General features: G+C 31.7%; 16 protein-coding genes. 8 read left to right on the top strand and 8 right to left on the bottom strand.

The genetic code is table 11. From position 1 onward, the window contains the following. Positions 1-126 precede the first annotated feature (126 nt). Positions 127-1,347 (bottom strand): glycosyltransferase, encoded by a 1,221-nt coding sequence (locus tag AXE80_RS02380; RefSeq protein WP_068824303.1) that lies wholly within the window; start codon positions 1,345-1,347, stop codon positions 127-129. Positions 1,348-1,411: 64 nt separating this feature from the next. Here AXE80_RS02380 and AXE80_RS02375 point away from each other — a divergent pair, with 64 nt between their 5' ends. From AXE80_RS02375 to AXE80_RS02360, 4 genes are all read left to right on the top strand, one after another. After that, a complete protein-coding gene (locus tag AXE80_RS02375; RefSeq protein WP_068824302.1) occupies positions 1,412-2,512 on the top strand; it encodes a DNA alkylation repair protein in 1,101 nt (366 codons plus the stop codon). Continuing rightward, positions 2,505-3,014: a hypothetical protein gene (locus AXE80_RS02370; protein ID WP_068824301.1), complete on the top strand. Its 510-nt coding sequence runs from the start codon at positions 2,505-2,507 to the stop codon at positions 3,012-3,014. The genes AXE80_RS02375 and AXE80_RS02370 overlap by 8 nt, the downstream gene beginning before the upstream one ends. 166 nt (positions 3,015-3,180) lie before the next feature. Then, entirely contained in the window at positions 3,181-3,921 is a 741-nt protein-coding gene (locus tag AXE80_RS02365) for a hypothetical protein (RefSeq protein WP_068824300.1), read from the top strand. 169 nt (positions 3,922-4,090) lie between these two features. After that, complete coding sequence (locus AXE80_RS02360) at positions 4,091-4,339, top strand: hypothetical protein (RefSeq protein WP_068824299.1); 249 nt, start codon at positions 4,091-4,093, stop codon at positions 4,337-4,339. A 194-nt stretch (positions 4,340-4,533) separates the two neighbouring features. On the opposite strand, the gene AXE80_RS02355 is transcribed toward AXE80_RS02360, so the two are convergent. Both AXE80_RS02355 and AXE80_RS02350 read right to left on the bottom strand, forming a co-directional pair. After that, positions 4,534-5,397, bottom strand: coding sequence for a hypothetical protein (locus AXE80_RS02355; protein ID WP_068824298.1), 864 nt, complete (start codon positions 5,395-5,397; stop codon positions 4,534-4,536). Between the two features lie 98 nt (positions 5,398-5,495). After that, a complete protein-coding gene (locus AXE80_RS02350) occupies positions 5,496-7,799 on the bottom strand; it encodes a type IA DNA topoisomerase (RefSeq protein WP_068824297.1) in 2,304 nt (767 codons plus the stop codon). 160 nt (positions 7,800-7,959) lie between these two features. On the opposite strand from AXE80_RS02350, the gene AXE80_RS02345 reads away from it, so the two are divergent. Together AXE80_RS02345 and AXE80_RS02340 are read left to right on the top strand one after the other, a co-directional pair. Next, positions 7,960-9,120, top strand: a complete 1,161-nt coding sequence (locus AXE80_RS02345; protein WP_068824296.1) for an MFS transporter — start codon at positions 7,960-7,962, stop codon at positions 9,118-9,120. A gap of 39 nt (positions 9,121-9,159) precedes the next feature. Beyond that, the gene (locus AXE80_RS02340) at positions 9,160-9,729 is read left to right on the top strand and encodes a hypothetical protein (RefSeq protein ID WP_068824295.1); all 570 of its coding nucleotides are present in this window, start codon (positions 9,160-9,162) and stop codon (positions 9,727-9,729) included. An 84-nt stretch (positions 9,730-9,813) separates the two neighbouring features. Here AXE80_RS02340 and AXE80_RS02335 read toward each other — a convergent pair whose 3' ends face one another. The 3 genes from AXE80_RS02335 to rpmH form a co-directional block, all read right to left on the bottom strand. Further along, positions 9,814-10,446 carry a T9SS type A sorting domain-containing protein gene (locus tag AXE80_RS02335; protein WP_083194470.1) on the bottom strand — a complete coding sequence of 211 codons (633 nt, stop codon included), beginning with the start codon at positions 10,444-10,446 and terminating at the stop codon, positions 9,814-9,816. Between the two features lie 204 nt (positions 10,447-10,650). After that, positions 10,651-13,506 (bottom strand): carbamoyl-phosphate synthase large subunit, encoded by a 2,856-nt coding sequence (carB, locus tag AXE80_RS02330; protein WP_068824293.1) that lies wholly within the window; start codon positions 13,504-13,506, stop codon positions 10,651-10,653. Between the two features lie 125 nt (positions 13,507-13,631). After that, positions 13,632-13,790: a 50S ribosomal protein L34 gene (rpmH, locus tag AXE80_RS14245; protein ID WP_083194467.1), complete on the bottom strand. Its 159-nt coding sequence runs from the start codon at positions 13,788-13,790 to the stop codon at positions 13,632-13,634. A gap of 264 nt (positions 13,791-14,054) precedes the next feature. On the opposite strand from rpmH, the gene AXE80_RS02325 reads away from it, so the two are divergent. Then, entirely contained in the window at positions 14,055-15,671 is a 1,617-nt protein-coding gene (locus AXE80_RS02325) for a CTP synthase (RefSeq protein ID WP_068824292.1), read from the top strand. Between the two features lie 64 nt (positions 15,672-15,735). Continuing rightward, entirely contained in the window at positions 15,736-17,637 is a 1,902-nt protein-coding gene (yidC, locus tag AXE80_RS02320) for a membrane protein insertase YidC (RefSeq protein ID WP_068824291.1), read from the top strand. 224 nt (positions 17,638-17,861) lie between these two features. Here yidC and AXE80_RS02315 read toward each other — a convergent pair whose 3' ends face one another. Both AXE80_RS02315 and AXE80_RS02310 read right to left on the bottom strand, forming a co-directional pair. Beyond that, complete coding sequence (locus AXE80_RS02315) at positions 17,862-19,274, bottom strand: hypothetical protein (RefSeq protein WP_068824290.1); 1,413 nt, start codon at positions 19,272-19,274, stop codon at positions 17,862-17,864. Positions 19,275-19,508: 234 nt separating this feature from the next. Next, the gene (locus AXE80_RS02310) at positions 19,509-19,820 is read right to left on the bottom strand and encodes a DUF3467 domain-containing protein (protein ID WP_068824289.1); all 312 of its coding nucleotides are present in this window, start codon (positions 19,818-19,820) and stop codon (positions 19,509-19,511) included. Between the last annotated feature and the right edge of the window lie 40 nt (positions 19,821-19,860).

Here is a 19,860-nt window from a genome sequence, read left to right as displayed (position 1 = left end):
TACTCATTATTTTTTCCTTCTTTATTAGTTCAAGCTACCATAAGATATCAAAAAAAATAGTCTGTTAGAATAGCGATAGCGCATCGAGAACATTGTCAGTTCGAGTAGCGATAGCGCATCGAGAACCTAAGATTTATTTTTCTCTGCAATCCACTTAGACAAATACATAGAACTTTTTAAAGTGTGATGTTGTAACATGCTTCCAGTAAAATTTTCTGTTCTATATTTTTTCAAATTGAGGTTTAAATCATTTAGTTTTCCACCAAACTCTTTCTGAAAAATCATTTTATCAAATCTAGTTTTTAAAACCAACTTTCCTTGATGACTTGCCGTTTTCCATAATTTTTCATCTGAATATAAACGAACTGCTTTCGCAACAAAATCAGCATCATTGTTGGCCACTCCGTTTTCCAACTCTAAATCACCAAACATCCCTTCTGCCCCAATGTTTGAAGTCACAAAAGGAGTATCATTTTGCATGGCATCAATTAATTTTCCTTTTAACCCGGCACCAAATCGCATAGGAGCCAAACAAACTCTAACTTGTTGCATTACCTCTTTCACCTCATTTGCTCTACCATGAACTAAAAACCTATCTTTTACACTATGTAATTGAAAAACTTTATCTGTAGGATAACCACCATAAATATGCAATTGTGCTTTAGGAATTTGTTTTTTTATGGCTGGCCAAAGTGCCTGTTTTAATTGTAAAACGGCATCCCAGTTAGGGGCATGAATAAAATTACCGATAAACAAAAAATCTTGTCTTTCTTTAAATGTAGGTTTAAGTGAGTTATCAATTTCAACTAAAAATGGTAAGTACCACAATAATTTTTCAGGAATCTGATAAACCTCTTTTAAATAACTCATTTCAAAATCAGAAATAGTTAAGGTTACATCACATCTATAAATACTCGCAATTTCTCTTTTGGCTTCTTCGGACTGAATTATTCCTTTAGGCAAATCACAACCTTTTTTTACAGCTTCGTGTCTTGCTTTTCTTAAAAAATGTAAATCTTCGGAATCTAGTATTCTAATAACATCAGGACAAATCTCGGCTACTCTCCAACCAAATTGTTCTTCCATCATAAACCTATCAAACAATACTACATTAGGATTTAATTGTTTGATAAACGTATCAAAAGAAACATCGTTTAATAAAATTGTTTCTGCTGTAACATTAATACTACTTAAATTAAATGCAGTGGTTGGTTTTTGTGCTGGACTAGCAAAAGTAATTGTATAGCCTAACAATTTAAATTGTTCTATAATTTGTAACATTCTGCTACCCGCAGCTGTTGCTGTAGGTTCTGGCCAAACATAACCAATAATTAAGAGTGATTGCATTTAACAAAAATATAGAATTGAATCCATAGCATTTTAATTTGCTTTCTTTAAATTTAAGTCGAATATGGAACCTCTAAAAAACGCATACCATCAACAGTTTTTTAATGCTTTTTTAAACGCATTAAAAGAAGTTAAACCTAAGCTTGACAAAGACTTGTTTTTAGCTGCTATTTTTATTCCTGAATGGGAATTAATGGAGCTAAAAGATAGAATGCATCATATTGCTAAAACATTACATAGTCATCTACATCCAAATTTTGAAATGGCTGTTAATGAAATAAAGTCTTTAATTCCAATACTAAAAAAACATCAAATTTCTGGAGGTTACGAATATTTGTTCCTACCAGATTATATAGAAATGTACGGTCAAAATTATTTGGTAGAAAGTGTAACCAGTTTTGAAATTATTACCCCGTTTATTACTTGCGAACTTGCCATTAGACCTTTTATTATAGTACATCCTAAATATGTAATGGCTAAAATGTTAGAATGGTCTTTTCATCCTAATCATCACATACGCAGGTTGGCTAGCGAAGGTTGTAGACCGCGTTTACCTTGGGCAATGGCTTTGCCAGATTTTAAAAAAGACCCTAGAATTATTCTTCCCATTTTAGAAAATTTAATTAATGATGAGGAACTATATGTTCGTAAAAGTGTAGCCAATAATTTAAATGATATTGCAAAAGATCACCCAGAAATTCTTATTGATTTTACACAAAAACACATTGGGGAAACAGAAAAATCAGATTGGACCTTAAAACATGCCAATAGAAACTTATTAAAACAAGCAGAACCAAGAATAATGCAGGCTTTTGGTTTTGGAAACACCAACCAAATTGATGTTCAAAATGTAAAACTAAACACAACCAATATTCAACTTGGAGACTATTTACATTTTTCTTTTAACATAGTAAACAACTGCAATACCTTAACTTTAATTCGCTTAGAATACGCTGTATATTACCTTAAACAAAATGGTAGCTTGTCTAAAAAAATATTTAAAATTAGTGAGAAAAAATACCCTCCATACAGCATTAACAACATCAAAAGAAAGCAACATTTTAAACCTATTTCCACCAGAAAATATCATTTTGGAATTCATAAAATTGCCATCATTGCCAATGGTAAAGAATTCGACCATTTAGCATTTACTTTACATGAATAACTTAAATCTAGATAACATACTCTCTACACGTTTAGACAAGGATTTTTTAATTCAATTGTTTCAAGAGCAAACAGAAGTTCACAGCGCCGCCATACAAGTTGCCCTAAGTCAAAAGCAACCTCAAGCTTGGAGAGCTACATGGATTTTAAGTCATTGTACCTATAAAAACGATGCTCGTATTTTACCTTACACCTCAGATTTTATAAAGATTTTACCCAAACAAAAAGATGGGCATCAAAGAGAAATTTTAAAAATTTTAGACAAAATAACGCTAGATGATGACCAGGAAGGAATTCTGTTTGATCTTTGCATGTCTATATGGGAAAACCTAAACAAAGCACCAGCGGTAAGGTATCTCGCTTTTAAATTCATCCATAAAACCTGTCAAAAATACCCTGAACTAAATGGCGAATTAACCTTTATTTCTCAAAATCAATATTTAGAAACGCTTAGTCCAGGAATTCAAAAAATAATTAAAAGAATTATTACAACAGGTAAGTAATTGGGCGTTCCCCTTTGGGTCGGGCTTTCGCTACTCGCTCTTTTCGTTACACTACAAGGAGCTCAAACAAAGCTCTCAATCCCTAACGCAACCTATCAAAAAAAGAGTAAATTTAAGCATCGTATTAGGCATTATTATTGTACCTGTAAAAAACAAAATAAGAATTATGAATCAAGTCAAAACCTTTATCCCACTACTTTTTATTAGTCTTTTTTCTTTAACCGCTTTTAGTCAAAACAAGCTAGACCAATACAAGTATGTATCTATTCCTAAACAACTTTCACTACAAAAATCACCTAATCAATATCAAATCAATAGCATATTAAGAGATTACTTAAACAAATATGATTTTGTATCTTTTATACAAGGAGAAAATTATCCTGATGATGTAAAACCATGCGAAATCTTATCCTTAAATGCCGATAAGTCTGGATTCTTAAGTACCAAAACAGTCTTAACTTTTACAGATTGCTATGGTAATAATGTATACACCTCAATAGAAGGAGTTAGTAGAACTAAAGAGTTTAAACTTGCTTACTACGAAGCTTTAAGAGAAACTTTAAAAGACCCAAACATTCAAAACCATAAATATACCGGACAAAACTTAACAGCTCAAAAAACTGTTGATAAAAACGAACCTACTTCTGCTAAAGCATCGTTTATTCTTGAATTTAAAAACACAAAATACACTTTTGTAGAAACTGCTGTTAAAGATGAATATAATGTATTGGTAAATCAAGAATCTATTGGAACCTTAAAAAAAGAAAGCAATAACGACCAATATATTTTAGAGGCTGGCCCTATGAGTGGAACAGGTAATTTTGATGATTTTGGAAACTTTACCTTAACCAGAGTAAACCCAGTTAACAATATTAAGATTACAGATATTATGGCTAGGGTTAATTAATAACTAAAGAATATATAAAAAGCCTGTAGCTTCCATAACATTTATCATTTAAAATACGTATTTCACAAAATTACTAGGTATTTATACTAAAAAGTGGTTGATTTTTTTTGCACAAAAAAAACCTATGCTTACATTGTAGTCCAATTTATATTTTAGATGATAATTCTATATGAGAAACAAACTGTACAAATCCAAAAAACCAAGTAAAAACCTTATCATTACGATTACTAGTTTATGGGCTTTAGGACAAGTGATTTTAATTTTCTTTTTTACAGATGTATTAAAAAACCACTTACTTAGTTTTGATTATTTTATCCTTGATTTATTAATCCTTACCTCAGGATTTTTTGTTTATAAATTAAACTACAATTATTACAAAAAGACAAAATCTGCTTATGCACATGTGAGAAGGTATTAAAACTTTATCCTAAGCATTCAATATCTCCCACACCAAAGCTTTACCTATTAATTCAGCAACATAAGTCTATTAACTTCAAAGTAAGTTCCTTTCTGTTATTGTCTCTTTCTAATTTTAATAATTTATAAAATTAGAACCCTAGATATCATTAAATTAATACGATATAAAAAACTCTAATAACCCAGCTTGGTTAACTACAGAGGTGTATCATATACCCAATCCTTTATAGGTTCAAAAGTTTTATATCCCTCTTGAACAGAAGGATGTGTTAATAAAGACTCAACTGTTACCTCAGGTAACATGTCGTCTGCCAATCCATTTTTAACAAAAATAAAATTAAATCCCAATTCATTAGCTCCAACTAATCTATACCCTTTTTTATTTGCCAGTTTATTCATTGCAACAGGAGATGCCCCATGATACACAGGGTGTTTTCCTGGGTAAAAATAGTTAGGATCATAAGGAACAACAATGTCGTTTAAGCCAAACTCTACGTGTGTTTCTATAATTACAACTTCAGGAGAAATTGTATCTATTGCATCCCAAACCCAATAATCATTTCCATCAATATCAATAGACAACAAACCTATTTCACCCTGAAAACCAGCTTCATGAATCAGTTCATTAACATTTTCTCTAGTTACTTTTGTACATTTAAACTTAGGCTTATAAAACCAAGAGTGTGGGTATTTATTAAAAAATCTCTCTCCCCTTTTGATACTATTAGAATTCCCATCAATAAACAATCCTCTCCAAGCAAAATTAAAATATAAATTAGCAGAATTACTATTTACACCATCATCTGAACCAATTTCTACAAACGTCTTGTTTTTCATTCCAATAACAGAAAAAACAAATAAAAGTTTTCCATCTTCTTCAAATTGCGAAAACACTCTATATCCAGTTTCTGAAACTGATGGTAATTCCTTCTTTTTTAATAATTCTCTATATTTAAGATATAATTTACGTTGTTCTATTTGAACAGTAGGTGAAAGCCTATTTCTAATTTTTAATATTAGAAATTTATCTTTTAAAAAATTTTTAATCTTGTTTTTCATTCTGGAACTCTATAATTATCACTCTTAAACATTTTTAATTTTTCAATCTCTAAAATATCATTTTTTATTTTAGTATTAAACCTATCTTATATAAAACACTAAGCATTCAAGATCTCCCATACCAAAGCTTTGGTTAATTCTTTACCTGCTGCTTTTTCTTTAATAGTAGCAAAATCAACTTTAAAATCACAACCAGATTTATACTCGGAACAGCCATAAGCACTGCTTCCTTTTAACACTGTACCTTTTTTACATTTAGGACAAGTGAGTACCTCAGGTACTTTTGTTGCTTTAGGTGTTTTTTTTGTTTTTAGACTCAACCTATAAGCATCATCAAAAATAATCGATCCATCTACAGTCCCCTCCTCTGTTTTAAATCCTTTTAAGTTTACTGTGCTCCCTTTGCTAATCAATCTTAAAATTTGATTGTCAGAAATCTTTTTCCCTTTAAAATCAAAAGGCAATACAAAATCACAATTTTCATTGTATTTACTGCACCCATAAGCCTTACTTCCTTTTAACAAATGTCCATCTTTACATTTAGGACAAGTAGTTCCTACAACTCCTTTAACCTCTTTTTTTGCTGGACTTGCATCTTTTTTAGAAACAGGATCTATAACAATTGGTTTATGATTGGATAGCCTAACTTCTACCACCAAGTCATCAACCATCTTTTTCATATTTTTAATAAAAGTACCCGCATTATAAGTTCCTCTTTCAATATCTTTTAATTGTTTTTCCCATTCTCCTGTTAACCTCGCAGATTTTAACAGTCTGTTCTGAATAGTACTAATCAATTGAATACCTGTTGATGTTGGCAATATTTGTTTTTTGTTACGCTCTATATAATTACGTTTAAACAAGGTTTCAATAATACTTGCTCTGGTTGAAGGTCTACCAATACCATTTTCTTTCATTAAATCTCTTAACTCATCATCTTTTACTTGCTTACCTGCAGTTTCCATAGCACGTAACAAAGTAGCTTCTGTATATTGTTTAGGTGGTTTGGTCTCCTTTTCTAAAAAAGAAGGATCATGAGGCCCTGACTCTCCTTTAACAAAAGTTGGCATTAAATTCTCATCTTCCGTTTTGTTAGCCGTAGCCTGGTTTTGTTCTGGAGTCTTAAACACCACTCGCCAACCTTCGGATAAAACTTCTTTTCCTGTTGTTTTAAACCCTATTTTGGCAACCTCTGCCAAAACGGTAGTGTTTGACACATTACTATCTGGATAAAAAACAGCAATAAACCTACGGGTAATAATATCATATACCTTTTGGGCATTGGCGTGTAACGGAATTTCTATTCCAGTAGGAATAATTGCATGGTGATCTGTTACTTTTTTATCGTTAAATACTTTTGTAGATTTTTTAATTTTTGCCTCAGCCAATACAGGAGCGGTTAAAGTAGCATATTTGGTTAATTTAGATAAAATCCCTCTTACTTTTGGATACACATCATTTGGTAAAAAAGTGGTATCAACACGAGGATAAGTCACAACTTTTTGTTCGTATAAACCTTGTGTTAGTTTTAAAGTTTCATCGGCAGTAAATCCAAATTTTTGATTACAGTATACCTGTAAACCAGTTAAATCGAATAATTTAGGAGCATATTCTTTTCCTTTCTTTTTTTCTACAGAAATAATTTCTAAAGGCTTTTCCTTAATCAGCTCCATGGTTTGTTCACCATCCTCTTTTTTTAGGTAACGCCCTTGTTCATTATTAAAAACAGTATCTCTGTAAGTAGTCTGAATTTCCCAATATGGTTGCGGCTTAAAGTTTTGTATTTCTAAAAACCTTTTAACGACCATAGCCAAAGTTGGAGTTTGTACTCGCCCTACAGAAAGAACCTGTCTATCTCTACCGTATTTTAAAGTGTATAAACGGGTAGCATTCATTCCCAACAACCAATCTCCAATGGCTCTGGAGCTTCCCGCATAATATAAATTATCATATTTTTCGGCAGGAATTAACTTTTCAAAACCTTCTTTAATAGCTTCGGTTGTTAAAGAAGAAATCCACAAACGTTCTACCTTTCCTTTATACCCTGCTTGATTAATTACCCAACGCTGAATCAGTTCTCCTTCTTGACCGGCATCGCCACAATTAATAACCACATCTGCTTTGTCAAATAAAAACTTTATGGTTCTAAATTGTTTTTGCACTCCTTTGTCTTCCATCACCTTTACTTCAAAACGATCTGGAAGCATGGGTAAAGTATCTAAGTTCCAACTTTTCCAATGAGGTTTATATTCATGTGGGGCATACAATCCACATAAGTGTCCAAAAGTCCAAGTAACCTGATAGCCATTTCCTTCAAAATACCCATCACAACGAACGTTCGCTCCTAATACAGCAGCTATTTCTTTGGCAACACTTGGTTTTTCGGCAATACAAACTTTCATGAATATTATTTATGCTGATTATTCTAGACAAAATGACAACTACTTATAAAACATTACATAAGCCTTATTGCCAAAGAAAAACAAATATAAAAGAAACTTTTACTAGTTTAGAAGAAAGATATTCACAGTTTACCGACTCTATTGTAATAACTTTGTTTTTATGAATAAAACCTTAGTCTTAACACTGATTGTTTTGAGTCAGTTTTTTGGAACTTCTTTGTGGTTTAGCAGCAATGCTATTTTACCCGAAATAGCAAATGCTCATCATTTAGAAAGCAACAATTTACTTGCAAACCTTACCATTGCAACACAACTAGGCTTTATTATTGGAAGCTTATTTTATGCATTGTTAAACATTGCTGATAGGTTTTATGCCAATAGAATTTTTAGCATCAGTATTGTTCTTGCAGCTTTAATAAACAGTGCTATTTTATGGCCTGATTTAAATTTTACTTTTGTTTTTTTATGCAAATTTGGTACTGGTTTTTTCTTGGCGGGAGTTTATCCTGTAGGAATGAAAATAGCTGCTCACTTTTTTCCAAAAACAGTAAGCAATGCTTTAGGAGTTTTGGTAGGAGCCTTGGTTTTAGGAACTGCATTTCCTTATTTCACGGCTAGTTTTAACGTAAACCTACCTTGGACTACAGTTATTTTAACGAGTTCTGCTCTAGCTGTTTTAGGTGGTATTTTAATGATGTTTTTAAACACTCCTCCTAAAGAAAATATTCAAAAAATTAATCTAAACATCATTCCCTTATTATTCAAAAACAAAAAATTTAAAGCTGCTTGCTACGGATATTTTGGTCATATGTGGGAACTCTATACTTTTTGGGCTTTTGTGCCTTTATTAATTATTGCTTATAAAACCCATCATAACCTTAATATAAATAATTCTTTATGGACGTTTATAGTAATTAGTAGCGGAACCATTGGTTGTGTGATCGCTGGAAAAATTGCCATAAAAAAAGAAACTTATAAAATCACTAAAATAGCTCTTGCTATTTCTACCCTTTGTTGTTTATTATGCCCTTTAAGTTTCTTTCTTCCCTCCTATTTGTTTATGATATACTTATTGATTTGGGGAATAAGTGTAGTGGCAGATTCTCCATTATTATCAACTTTAATCAACAAAAACAGTCTTGAAAACTATAATGGTACTGCTTTAACTTTGTCTACTAGTATTGGTTTTTTTATCACCATTGTAAGTATTTATCTTTTTAATTATTTATTAAATTTTATAAATATTGAGTATATATTTATATCATTGGCTATTGGCCCCTTATTTGGTATTTTATCCTTAGGTAAAAAATCATTATCTTAATTATAAGTACTAATAAGTTCAATTAAAAATGAACATCATATGATTACTCCTTATATATTTTCAAAATGGACTTATTATATTCCAATATTACTCCTCATCTTTTGTTACCAATCTTTAATTGCTCAAGTAGACAATAGAGATAGCACTACACTATTCAAAAATGAAAACCTAAACTTCATAAAACCTAAACAACAAAAAAGGAAGGATATTAATGATTTAGAAGCAATCAAAAGATCTATTACCTCTTCTCCTTTTATCAAAGGATATCATTATTCTTTTAATTTAAACCAACTAGACCGTATTATTCCTGTCCAACAAATTAGTAATTTTTTACATCTCCAAAACAAATCATTTTTTAACGGTAGTCTTTTTAAAAACGCTAATACTGATGTTCGTTTTAAAAGTTATGTTAATATGAATGGTGCAGCACAAATCATCACCTTTAAAGGAGGATTTTTTAATAACTACAACGGAAACTATACTTTACAAATTAGCTATCGTTTAAGTCCTAACGACTACAACATCAACATCCCCAACCTAGTTAAACAAGAAGTACAAAACGGATTGGCTTTAAAACTAAAAATAAACTTAGAAAATGGTTCTAAATAAAAAAACACCTAATGAGTATTAGGTGTTTTTTTTGAAATTGAGAAATTGTTTATAATTTCTTTTATTAAATTTTCTTAATTTGAATTAGTTTTTGATGAACTTTTTAGTGATTCTAGCCCCTCCTTGTTCCACTACCAATACGTAGATACCGCTAGCCAAAGAACTTACATCTATACTACTTTCTGCTTTGCTTGCACTATATACCATAACTCCAGAAATACTTAGAATAGAAACTCCAGTAGCTTCACTGGCATTGGTAATTGTTAAAATCCCCGCATTACAAGTAGCTGAAAACTCTGATGAGTTTTCTACCTTTTTATTAGAAAGTGTTTCATCTGTCATTTGTAGCGTAAAAGAGTCTATTATATTTGAATAACTAAAGAATCCTGGAACACCACTTCTTTTTTTTAAGGTAAAAACATAATCTCCGGAAACTGTTGGAGTAATTTCATCAAAAGCACCTAGTAAATCTGCTGATAATAGACTAATAATTGGTTTCTCTTGTGTAAAACCAGTAGTATTTGCTCCATCAGGAAATGATGTGAGCTCTAATTTAAAAGTACCTAGTGCTAAAAAATTAGTAAAGTTAAATTTTACAGGGTACCCTGTGGTTGCCTCTACTATAGAACCTTCTGTAGGTTCAACTGTTGTCGTTTGAGCGAACGCTCCCATTGTCCCTACTGCAAATAGTAGGGCTAAAAGTAATTTTTTTCTCATAGCATTTTTTGTTTTTCTTTCTCAATTTCAACTTAAAAGTCAAAAAAAAAACAACTAAAACTATTAACATATGTTATTAGAAATAAAAAACTTTCTATTATTTTATAGTAATAGAATTCATTTTTCCCTTTAAATAACAAACAAAAAAATCGGCTTAAGATTTCTCTTAAGCCGATTTTTATATCATTTATAAACAACTAATAATTATTTGTTTAAGTACATTTTTCTTCTTGAGTACAACTCATAAAAGGCATCGTCTTTTAAATTGTCAATAAACAAAATAGCCTCTCCAGTTGATTTCATTTCAGGTCCTAATTTTTTATCTACATTAGGGAATTTGTTAAAAGAGAACACTGGTTGCTTAATTGCAAATCCTTTTAACTGAGGATTAAAAGTAAAATCTGTTACTTTATTCACCCCTAACATTACCTTAGTTGCATAGTTTACATAAGGCTCTCCGTATGCTTTTGCGATAAATGGTACTGTTCTAGATGCTCTAGGGTTAGCCTCAATAATATATACAGTGTCGTTTTTAACTGCAAATTGTATGTTAATCAATCCTACTGTTTTTAATGCTACTGCAATTTTCTTAGTATGATCTTTAATTTGCTGTATTACAAACTCACCTAAATTAAATGGAGGTAAAGTTGCATTAGAATCTCCTGAGTGTACCCCACAAGGCTCAATATGCTCCATAATTCCAATAATGTAAACATTACCATCAGCATCACAAATAGCGTCTGCTTCAGCTTCTATAGCTCCATCTAAATAATGGTCTAACAATAATTTGTTTCCAGGAATAGAACGTAATAAACTTACTACATGCTCCTCTAACTCTTCTTTGTTAATTACAATCTTCATTCCTTGACCTCCTAATACATAAGATGGACGAACTAAGATTGGGAAATCTAAATCATCTGCAATCTCTAATGCTTCATCAGCATTTGTTGCGATTCCAAATTTAGGGAAAGGAATATTTAGAGTAGTTAACATATCAGAAAAACGTCCTCTGTCTTCAGCTAAATCTAAAGCTTCAAAACTAGTTCCCATGATTTTAATTCCATAAGCCTCTAATTTTTCAGCTAATTTTAATGCTGTTTGTCCTCCTAACTGAACAATTACTCCTTCTGGCTTTTCATGACGAATGATGTCATAAATATGCTCCCAGAATACTGGTTCAAAATACAATTTATCTGCAGTATCAAAGTCTGTAGAAACAGTCTCTGGGTTACAGTTAATCATAATAGTTTCATATCCTGCTTCCTTAGCAGCTAAAACTCCGTGTACACAACAGTAGTCAAACTCAATTCCTTGACCAATACGGTTAGGTCCCGATCCTAATACTACTACTTTTTTCTTATCCGTAACTACAGACTCATTATGTGCATATGGTTCTCCATTAGCCAAAGTCATAGTGTTTTCAAAAGTAGAGTAATAATAAGGAGTAGAGGCAGCAAATTCTGCAGCACAAGTATCTACTAACTTATAAACACGATTGATGTTTAACTCATCACGCTTGTTATATACTTCAGACTCTAAACAACCTAACATATGAGCTATTTGTCTGTCTCCGTATCCTTTTTGTTTTGCCTCTAACAATAATGCTTTTGGCAAAGTATTTAATTTGTATGTTGATATTTCTTTTTCTAAAGCAAACAACTCTTCGTACTGCTTTAAGTACCACATATCAATCTTAGTGATATCGTAGATTTTCTTTAAAGAAATTCCTGCTTTGATAGCATCGTAAATGGTAAATACTCTATCCCAAGAAGCATGTGTTAATTTAGAGATAATAGTATCGTAGTGAGTTTCCTCTTTACCATCTGCTCCTAAACCGTTACGCTTAATTTCTAAAGATTGAGTGGCTTTATGTAAAGCTTCTTGGAACGAACGTCCAATTCCCATTACCTCACCTACTGCTTTCATCTGTAATCCTAAAGTTCTATCACATCCTTCAAACTTATCAAAGTTAAAACGAGGGATTTTTACAATTACATAATCTAATGTAGGCTCAAATAAAGCTGATGTATTTCCAGTTACTTGATTGTTTAATTCATCTAAGTTATATCCTAAAGCTAATTTTGTAGCAATTTTTGCAATTGGATATCCTGTTGCTTTTGATGCTAATGCAGATGAACGAGATACACGTGGGTTGATTTCAATTGCAATAATATCTTCTTTTTCATCAGGAGATACAGCAAACTGTACATTACATCCTCCTTCAAAATCTCCAATAGAACGCATCATTTTGATAGCTAAATCACGCATTTTTTGGAAAGTACTATCACTTAAAGTCATTGCTGGTGCAACGGTAATAGAATCTCCTGTATGGATTCCCATTGGATCCATATTTTCAATAGAACAAACAATTACTACGTTGTCATTTGCATCACGCAATAATTCTAATTCATATTCTTTCCATCCCATCATGGCTTTGTCAATCATTACCTCGTGGATAGGAGAAATCTCTAATCCCGTAGCTAATAAATCATCAAAGTCCTCTTCTTTATATACTATAGAAGCTCCTGCTCCACCTAAAGTGAACGAAGATCTAATACACAATGGAAAACCAAACTCTTGAGCAATTTCTTTACCTTTTAAGAAAGATGTTGCTGTTGCTTGAGGCGCCATAGCTACCCCAATTTTCCCCATCAATTCACGGAATTGCTCTCTATCTTCTGTAATATTAATTGCAGCAATATCTACTCCAATCATTTCTACATTATGATCTTCCCAAATTCCTTTTTCATCAGCCTCAATACACAAGTTTAATGCTGTTTGACCTCCCATTGTAGGTAACACAGCATCAATATTTGGATGTGCTTCTAAAATTTCTCTAATTGATTTAGTGGTTAAAGGCTTTAAATATACGTTATCTGCTAATGACGGGTCTGTCATAATAGTTGCAGGATTCGAATTGATTAAAGTTACTTCAATTCCTTCTTCTTTTAATGAACGGATTGATTGAGACCCTGAATAATCAAACTCACAAGCTTGACCAATTACAATTGGACCTGAACCAATAATTAAAACCGATTTGATTTTAGGATTTTTAGGCATACTTTTAATTTTGAGGCAAAGATAACAAACTCATTATCTTTGGTTGAACTGGATTCTAAAAAAAAAATTTCAAAAAAAAGGTGTTACTTAAAAGTAACACCTGATATATTATAATGAAAGCATCATTATTTCTTATGTCTTGGAGACGAAGAAACAGTTGTGCTTACTCTACCTTTAGCTCTTCTTCGAGCTAAGACTTTACGTCCATTAGCTGAAGCCATTCTCTCTCTGAAACCGTGTTTGTTTCTTCTCTTTCTATTCGATGGTTGATACGTTCTTTTCATTGTATTATATCTTACGTCGTTTGTTTGTTGCTATTTAATTGGGCACTTTATAGGTTTCCCCAAAGCGTGTGCAAATATAATTGATTATTTAAGAACTACAAATGTTTTTATTTAAAAATTTAAGTTTTTTATAACCTTCTTATTTCTTCTTTATATCACTCCTTTAATACCTTAGCTAAAAGATATTCAAATACTTGTATATAGTCCTTAAAAATATACTTCTATTTCTACAGAAGTTTGTACTTTTGCACAAACAAAATACAAATGGCAAATACGAAATATGTTTTTGTAACTGGTGGTGTTACTTCGTCTTTAGGTAAAGGAATTATTGCTGCTTCTTTGGCTAAATTACTACAAGAAAGAGGATACAGAGTTACAATACAAAAATTCGACCCCTACATTAATATAGACCCAGGTACCTTAAACCCATATGAACATGGAGAATGTTTTGTTACCGATGATGGAGCAGAAACTGACTTAGACCTTGGTCACTACGAACGTTTTTTAGACGTAAACACCTCACAAGCAAACAATGTTACTACAGGTAGAGTATATCAATCTGTAATAGACAAAGAACGTAGAGGAGAGTTTTTAGGAAAAACAGTTCAAGTAGTCCCTCATATTACTAACGAAATTAAAGAACGTATCCAACTTTTAGGAGAAACAGGTGATTATGATGTAATCATTACTGAGCTTGGTGGTACTGTTGGTGATATTGAATCTCTACCTTATGTAGAGTCTGTACGTCAGTTAACTTGGGAATTAGGAGAAAACAACTCTGTTGTAGTTCACTTAACTTTAATTCCATTTTTAGCTGCTGCTGGAGAATTAAAAACAAAACCTACGCAACATTCTGTAAAAATGATGATGCAAAATGGTTTAAACCCAGATATTTTAGTTTGTAGATCAGAGCATTTTATTTCTGATGAAATCAAACGTAAATTAGCTTTGTTCTGTAATGTAAAGAAAGAAGAAGTTATTTCTTCTTTAGACGCAGAAACTATCTACGATGTACCAAACATGATGTTTCATGAAGGTTTAGACAGAGTAGTGATGAAAAAATTAGCTTTAACAGGTACCAAAGAACCTAAATTAATTGAGTGGAATAAATTTGTTGAAAAACACAAAAACCCTTTACACAAAGTTAAAATTGGAGTGATTGGTAAATATGTTGAACTACAAGATGCATATAAATCTATTGCCGAAGCATTTATTCATGCGGGTTCTTCTCAAAGAATTAAGGTAAAAGTTGAATGGATTCACTCCGAAGACATTACCAAAGATAATGTAGCTAGAAAATTACATGGTTTAAGTGGAATTATGGTTGCTCCTGGTTTTGGAAACCGTGGTACCGAAGGAAAAATTGAAACCATCCGCTACGCTCGTGAAAATAACATTCCTTTTATGGGAATTTGTTTAGGAATGCAAATGGCAGTAATTGAATTTGCTAGAAATGTACTTGGTTTTGAAAATGCCAACTCAACCGAAATGGATGAAAACGTAAAATATCCTGTAATCAATTTGATGGAAGATCAAAAACACGTTACTGATATGGGAGGAACTATGCGTTTAGGAGCTTGGGATTGTACTTTAGAAAAAGGTTCTAAAGCTTACCACGCTTATGAAAAAGAAAACATTTCTGAAAGACACCGCCATAGATATGAATTTAATAGCGATTTTAAAGAACAAATAGAAAAGGCTGGTATGAAAGCGACAGGTGTTAATCCTAAAACAGGATTGGTAGAAGTCGTAGAAATTCCTTCTCATCCTTGGTTCGTTGCAGTACAATATCACCCAGAATACAAAAGTACTGTTTTAAACCCTCATCCTTTATTTAAGGATTTTGTAAACGCTAGTTTAGAATATTTCGAATCAAAATAAATCACATACAATAACCCATTAAGTCTGTCATTAATATAATGACAGACTTCTATTTTTTAAAACAATGGAAGAAAAAAAGAAATTAGACATTACCCAGTTAATTGGTTTTGCATTAATTGGAGCCGTGTTGGTTTGGTATACTATGAGCTCAAAGGACAAAGCTCCTGCTGAAGAAACTGCCAAAACTGAAATCGTAAACACTAACAATTCTCAAAATGCAACTGATAACACAATTGTTACCGACTCTACATTACAAGCAGAAGCTGTAAAAAAATACGGAAACTTTGCTTATGCAGTAGCAAGCGGAACAGAAGAAGAAGGAACTACTACTTTAGAAAGTGATGTTTTAAAACTTGTGATTGCTAACAAGGGTGGACAAATTGTTGAAGCTAGATTAAAGGAATATGATGATTATCAAAAAAATCCTCTGTATTTAATTAAAGATCAAAATGCTGATTTTAACATTCAGTTTGGAACACAAGACAACAAATTAATCAATACCAAAGATTTAATTTTTGAACCGTCAACTTCTAAAAATGGTCAAAATCAAGTAGCTTCTTTTAAATTAAAAGTATCAAATACTCAATATTTAGAATATAGATATGAATTAAAGCCTAATGATTATATGATTGACTTTTCTGTAAGATCTGTAGGATTAGAAAATGTCATCAACAGCAATAATCAAATTAACCTTGAGTGGAATTTAACTGCTAAACGTCAAGAAAAGAGTATTAAGTACGAAAATCAAATGACGGCTTTACACTATGAAAAAGAAGACGGAAAATTTGATGATTTATCTGTAGCTTCAGAAGATGAAGAAACTGAAGAAAATGTAGACTGGATTGGATACAAACAACACTTTTTCTCTACTATTTTATTAACCAATACTCCTTTTGAAAAAGCTGAACTAAAATCTGAATCATTAGTAAAGGATGCTTTGGTAGATTCTTTAGTTACTAAAAGTTTTAGCACTACTGCTCCATTAAAATTAACCAATGGTGCCTTAAGCTATAACATGGGTCTTTATATTGGACCAAACATTCACGAAAATTTAGCGTCATACAATAAAGGGATTGAAAATGTAATGAACCTTGGTTGGGGAATTTTTGGATGGATTAACAGAAATGTATTCATTCCTATTTTCCATTTCTTAAGTGGTCTTTTAAATGGATTTAACGGAAGTTATGGTGTAGTTATTATATTAATGACTTTAGTTGTTCGTTTATTAATGTCTCCATTGGTATACAAATCATATGTATCTAGTGCTAAAATGAAAGTTTTAAAACCAGAAATGGATGCTATCAATGCAAAATTCCCTGGTAAAGAAAACCAAATGAAGCGTCAGTCTGAAATTATGGCTTTACAACGTAAATCTGGAGTAAACATGATGGCGGGTTGTATTCCTGCATTGTTACAAATGCCAGTTTTCTTTGCTTTGTTTAGATTTTTCCCATCAGAAATAGATTTAAGACAACAACCTTTCTTGTGGGCAGATGACTTATCTTCTTACGATAGTGTTTTTGAATGGTCTACTCATATTCCTATTTTATCAAGCTTTTACGGAAACCACTTTAGTTTGTTCCCTGTATTAGCATCGGTTGCAATTTTCTTTTATATGAGAATGAATCAAGGGCAACAAATGAGTATGCAACAACCTGCTCAAGAAGGAATGCCTGATATGCAAAAAATGATGAAGATGATGATGTACTTCTCTCCAATTATGATGTTGTTCTTCTTTAACAACTACGCATCTGGATTGAGTTTGTACTATTTTGTATCTAACTTATTAACCTTATCAATTATGTTTGTAATTAAAAACTATGTAATTGATGAAGAAAAAATATTGGCTAAAATTCACGAAAACAGAAAAAAGCCTAAAAAGACTAGTAAGTTTAAGCAACGTTTAGATGAGGCTATGAAACAAGCCCAAGCGCAACAAGAAGCTCAGAAAAAACGTAAAAAATAACATTTACAGCAACTAAAAAAAGTCGAGGAAAATTCCTCGACTTTTTTTATGCTTGTTAGTAAAAAGATCTGATCTGAGAAACCTTAAAGAATTATCAAAGGCAATCTTTATTATTTTAATTCTCTTTTTGACTGTCTTACTTCACAAAATCATATCGAGAAAGATAATAAAAAAGCCAATAGATATTAAATCTATTGGCTTTTTTATACTGTATATTTTGTAGGTTATTTAACCTTGGTTACTTTACCTCTACTCTCTATATCTAGACCTTTAGTTTTAGGATAAAGCAAAACTTTAGTATTGGTATTGTTCACTAATTTAATATCCGTAGCATGCATCGTTGCTTTAGGATTGTAATTTCCATAACCTTCCCAAACAGAAAACTTAATAGCCATACTTTCTGGAATAAAATCATCATTATTTGTTTTGATGATAATGTTGTGACCTGTACCATTAATCTTTGCTAACATATCATTAGCCATTCCATTGCGGCTATCTAAAATAGTAATATCTACAGAAGCATTTTTAGCATTGGTATAAGGTACTCCAAAGGCTTCTCCATACTTAGCATTAGCACTACTATTAATAACAACATCTTCATTTCCTACATTATAACCTGTAGTTACACAATCTCTTACTTCACAATCAATTACTTTATCTCCAGAACTATTTAAACCTACACAAATCCCTCTTCTCATTTGAAAAACAGTACAAGATTTTATTGTAGTGTTTATTGTTGGATGTCCGTTGTATTCAGGATACAATCTAATCCCATCTTCGCTTAACGACACAATTTCTCCTGGTAAAATTTTACCATCCAATCCAATAACAGTTCCTTCTACATATCCTTTTTTATGAGCATGCCTAGGTTTTTTAGCGTAAAAATCTCTATCAAAACCATAACCTGAAGTTTCTGCTAAAATAGCATCTGTGGTACGTAACAAACCATCTACATGGCAATCTTGTATCAATGTATTTTCTGATCCTTGTAAAAAGATAGCATGTCCCATCGCACGCATATGTACTTTACATCCAATAAGCGTTACATTCTTAGCTGGATATCCTACACGAATACCATTCATCTTTCTTATATCTCCACCACCTAATCCGTACAAATAACCATATCCCCAAGGATTAGACCCCGCAGTACGAACCTCTACATTTTTAAGAATAATATTTTCTCCTGCGATGTTAATCATTTTGTTTTTACTTTGTCTCCCAGAATGGTCTCCATAAGTTTCTATATACAAACCTTCAAAAACTGTATTCTTTCCAGAAATTTCAATAGCACAATACATGCTGTTTCCGTCATCGCTTTTGCTTAATTCCTTGCTGTAAAAAAGTTTGGTATCTACCATAAACCTAGCGCCTGTTAAATCGTAATGAGAATTGCTTCCTGTAACTTTTATAAATCTAATATTATCGGCTTCATCAATCTGATAATTTCCTGGAGCTAGCTTTACGTAAACATCATCTTTGTCTATGTATTTTTTAAAATCAGTAAGCGTATTTACCGAGATAAATTCTTTTTGAACAATTTGTATTGACGTATTCTCTTTTTGATTAGCAACCACAGTGGCAGAACTAAACAAAATAGCTAAAGAAAATACTGAAAGGCATAATTTGGTATATTTCATATTCATCATATTTTATACTTCAAATTTAACCACCATTATAAGTCTATAATATAAATTAAGGTTCATTTTATATAAATTATGAATGCTTATTTCTTATTGATAGAGTTTATCCTTGTAGGATTAACAAATCACAAAAAAGAGGAATGATAAATAAACCATTCCTCTTTGTAAAATTTGCTTTTGTATTATACTTCCTAAAAAAAGAAATAACATAAAACTTACTCTTTTTAGAATTTAAGCTTCACCTACAGGTCCAAAATTTATTGGATAATCTTGTTGTTCAAATTCTTTAATTTCTCCAACTTGAGATTCAAAACGTTTGATATTATCTATTAAAGCCTGTGCCAAACGTTTAGCATGCTGTGGAGTTAAAACAATTCTAGACTTTACTTTGGCTTTAGGTACACCTGGCATAATGTTTACAAAATCTACTACAAACTCTGAGTTTGAATGATTGATGATTGCCAAATTAGAATAAGTTCCTTCTGCAACTTCTGGTGTTAGCTCTATATTGATGTTTCCTTCTTTTTCTTTAGATCCTTCCATTTCTCGTATTAATTAATGTAGCTACTAAAGTAATATATTT

Source organism: Wenyingzhuangia fucanilytica (genome assembly GCF_001697185.1).
In the GTDB taxonomy this organism is placed as follows: Bacteria; Bacteroidota; Bacteroidia; order Flavobacteriales; family Flavobacteriaceae; genus Wenyingzhuangia; species Wenyingzhuangia fucanilytica.
This window is presented reverse-complemented; position numbering and strand designations above follow the sequence as displayed.

Coding starts and splice junctions, on each gene's coding strand:
- AXE80_RS02380 (WP_068824303.1), bottom strand. CDS start 1,347: ATGCAATCACTCTTAATTATTGGTTATGTTTGGCCAGAACCTACAGCA.
- AXE80_RS02375 (WP_068824302.1), top strand. CDS start 1,412: ATGGAACCTCTAAAAAACGCATACCATCAACAGTTTTTTAATGCTTTT.
- AXE80_RS02370 (WP_068824301.1), top strand. CDS start 2,505: ATGAATAACTTAAATCTAGATAACATACTCTCTACACGTTTAGACAAG.
- AXE80_RS02365 (WP_068824300.1), top strand. CDS start 3,181: ATGAATCAAGTCAAAACCTTTATCCCACTACTTTTTATTAGTCTTTTT.
- AXE80_RS02360 (WP_068824299.1), top strand. CDS start 4,091: ATGAGAAACAAACTGTACAAATCCAAAAAACCAAGTAAAAACCTTATC.
- AXE80_RS02355 (WP_068824298.1), bottom strand. CDS start 5,397: ATGAAAAACAAGATTAAAAATTTTTTAAAAGATAAATTTCTAATATTA.
- AXE80_RS02350 (WP_068824297.1), bottom strand. CDS start 7,799: ATGAAAGTTTGTATTGCCGAAAAACCAAGTGTTGCCAAAGAAATAGCT.
- AXE80_RS02345 (WP_068824296.1), top strand. CDS start 7,960: ATGAATAAAACCTTAGTCTTAACACTGATTGTTTTGAGTCAGTTTTTT.
- AXE80_RS02340 (WP_068824295.1), top strand. CDS start 9,160: ATGATTACTCCTTATATATTTTCAAAATGGACTTATTATATTCCAATA.
- AXE80_RS02335 (WP_083194470.1), bottom strand. CDS start 10,446: ATGAGAAAAAAATTACTTTTAGCCCTACTATTTGCAGTAGGGACAATG.
- carB (WP_068824293.1), bottom strand. CDS start 13,506: ATGCCTAAAAATCCTAAAATCAAATCGGTTTTAATTATTGGTTCAGGT.
- rpmH (WP_083194467.1), bottom strand. CDS start 13,790: ATGAAAAGAACGTATCAACCATCGAATAGAAAGAGAAGAAACAAACAC.
- AXE80_RS02325 (WP_068824292.1), top strand. CDS start 14,055: ATGGCAAATACGAAATATGTTTTTGTAACTGGTGGTGTTACTTCGTCT.
- yidC (WP_068824291.1), top strand. CDS start 15,736: ATGGAAGAAAAAAAGAAATTAGACATTACCCAGTTAATTGGTTTTGCA.
- AXE80_RS02315 (WP_068824290.1), bottom strand. CDS start 19,274: ATGAAATATACCAAATTATGCCTTTCAGTATTTTCTTTAGCTATTTTG.
- AXE80_RS02310 (WP_068824289.1), bottom strand. CDS start 19,820: ATGGAAGGATCTAAAGAAAAAGAAGGAAACATCAATATAGAGCTAACA.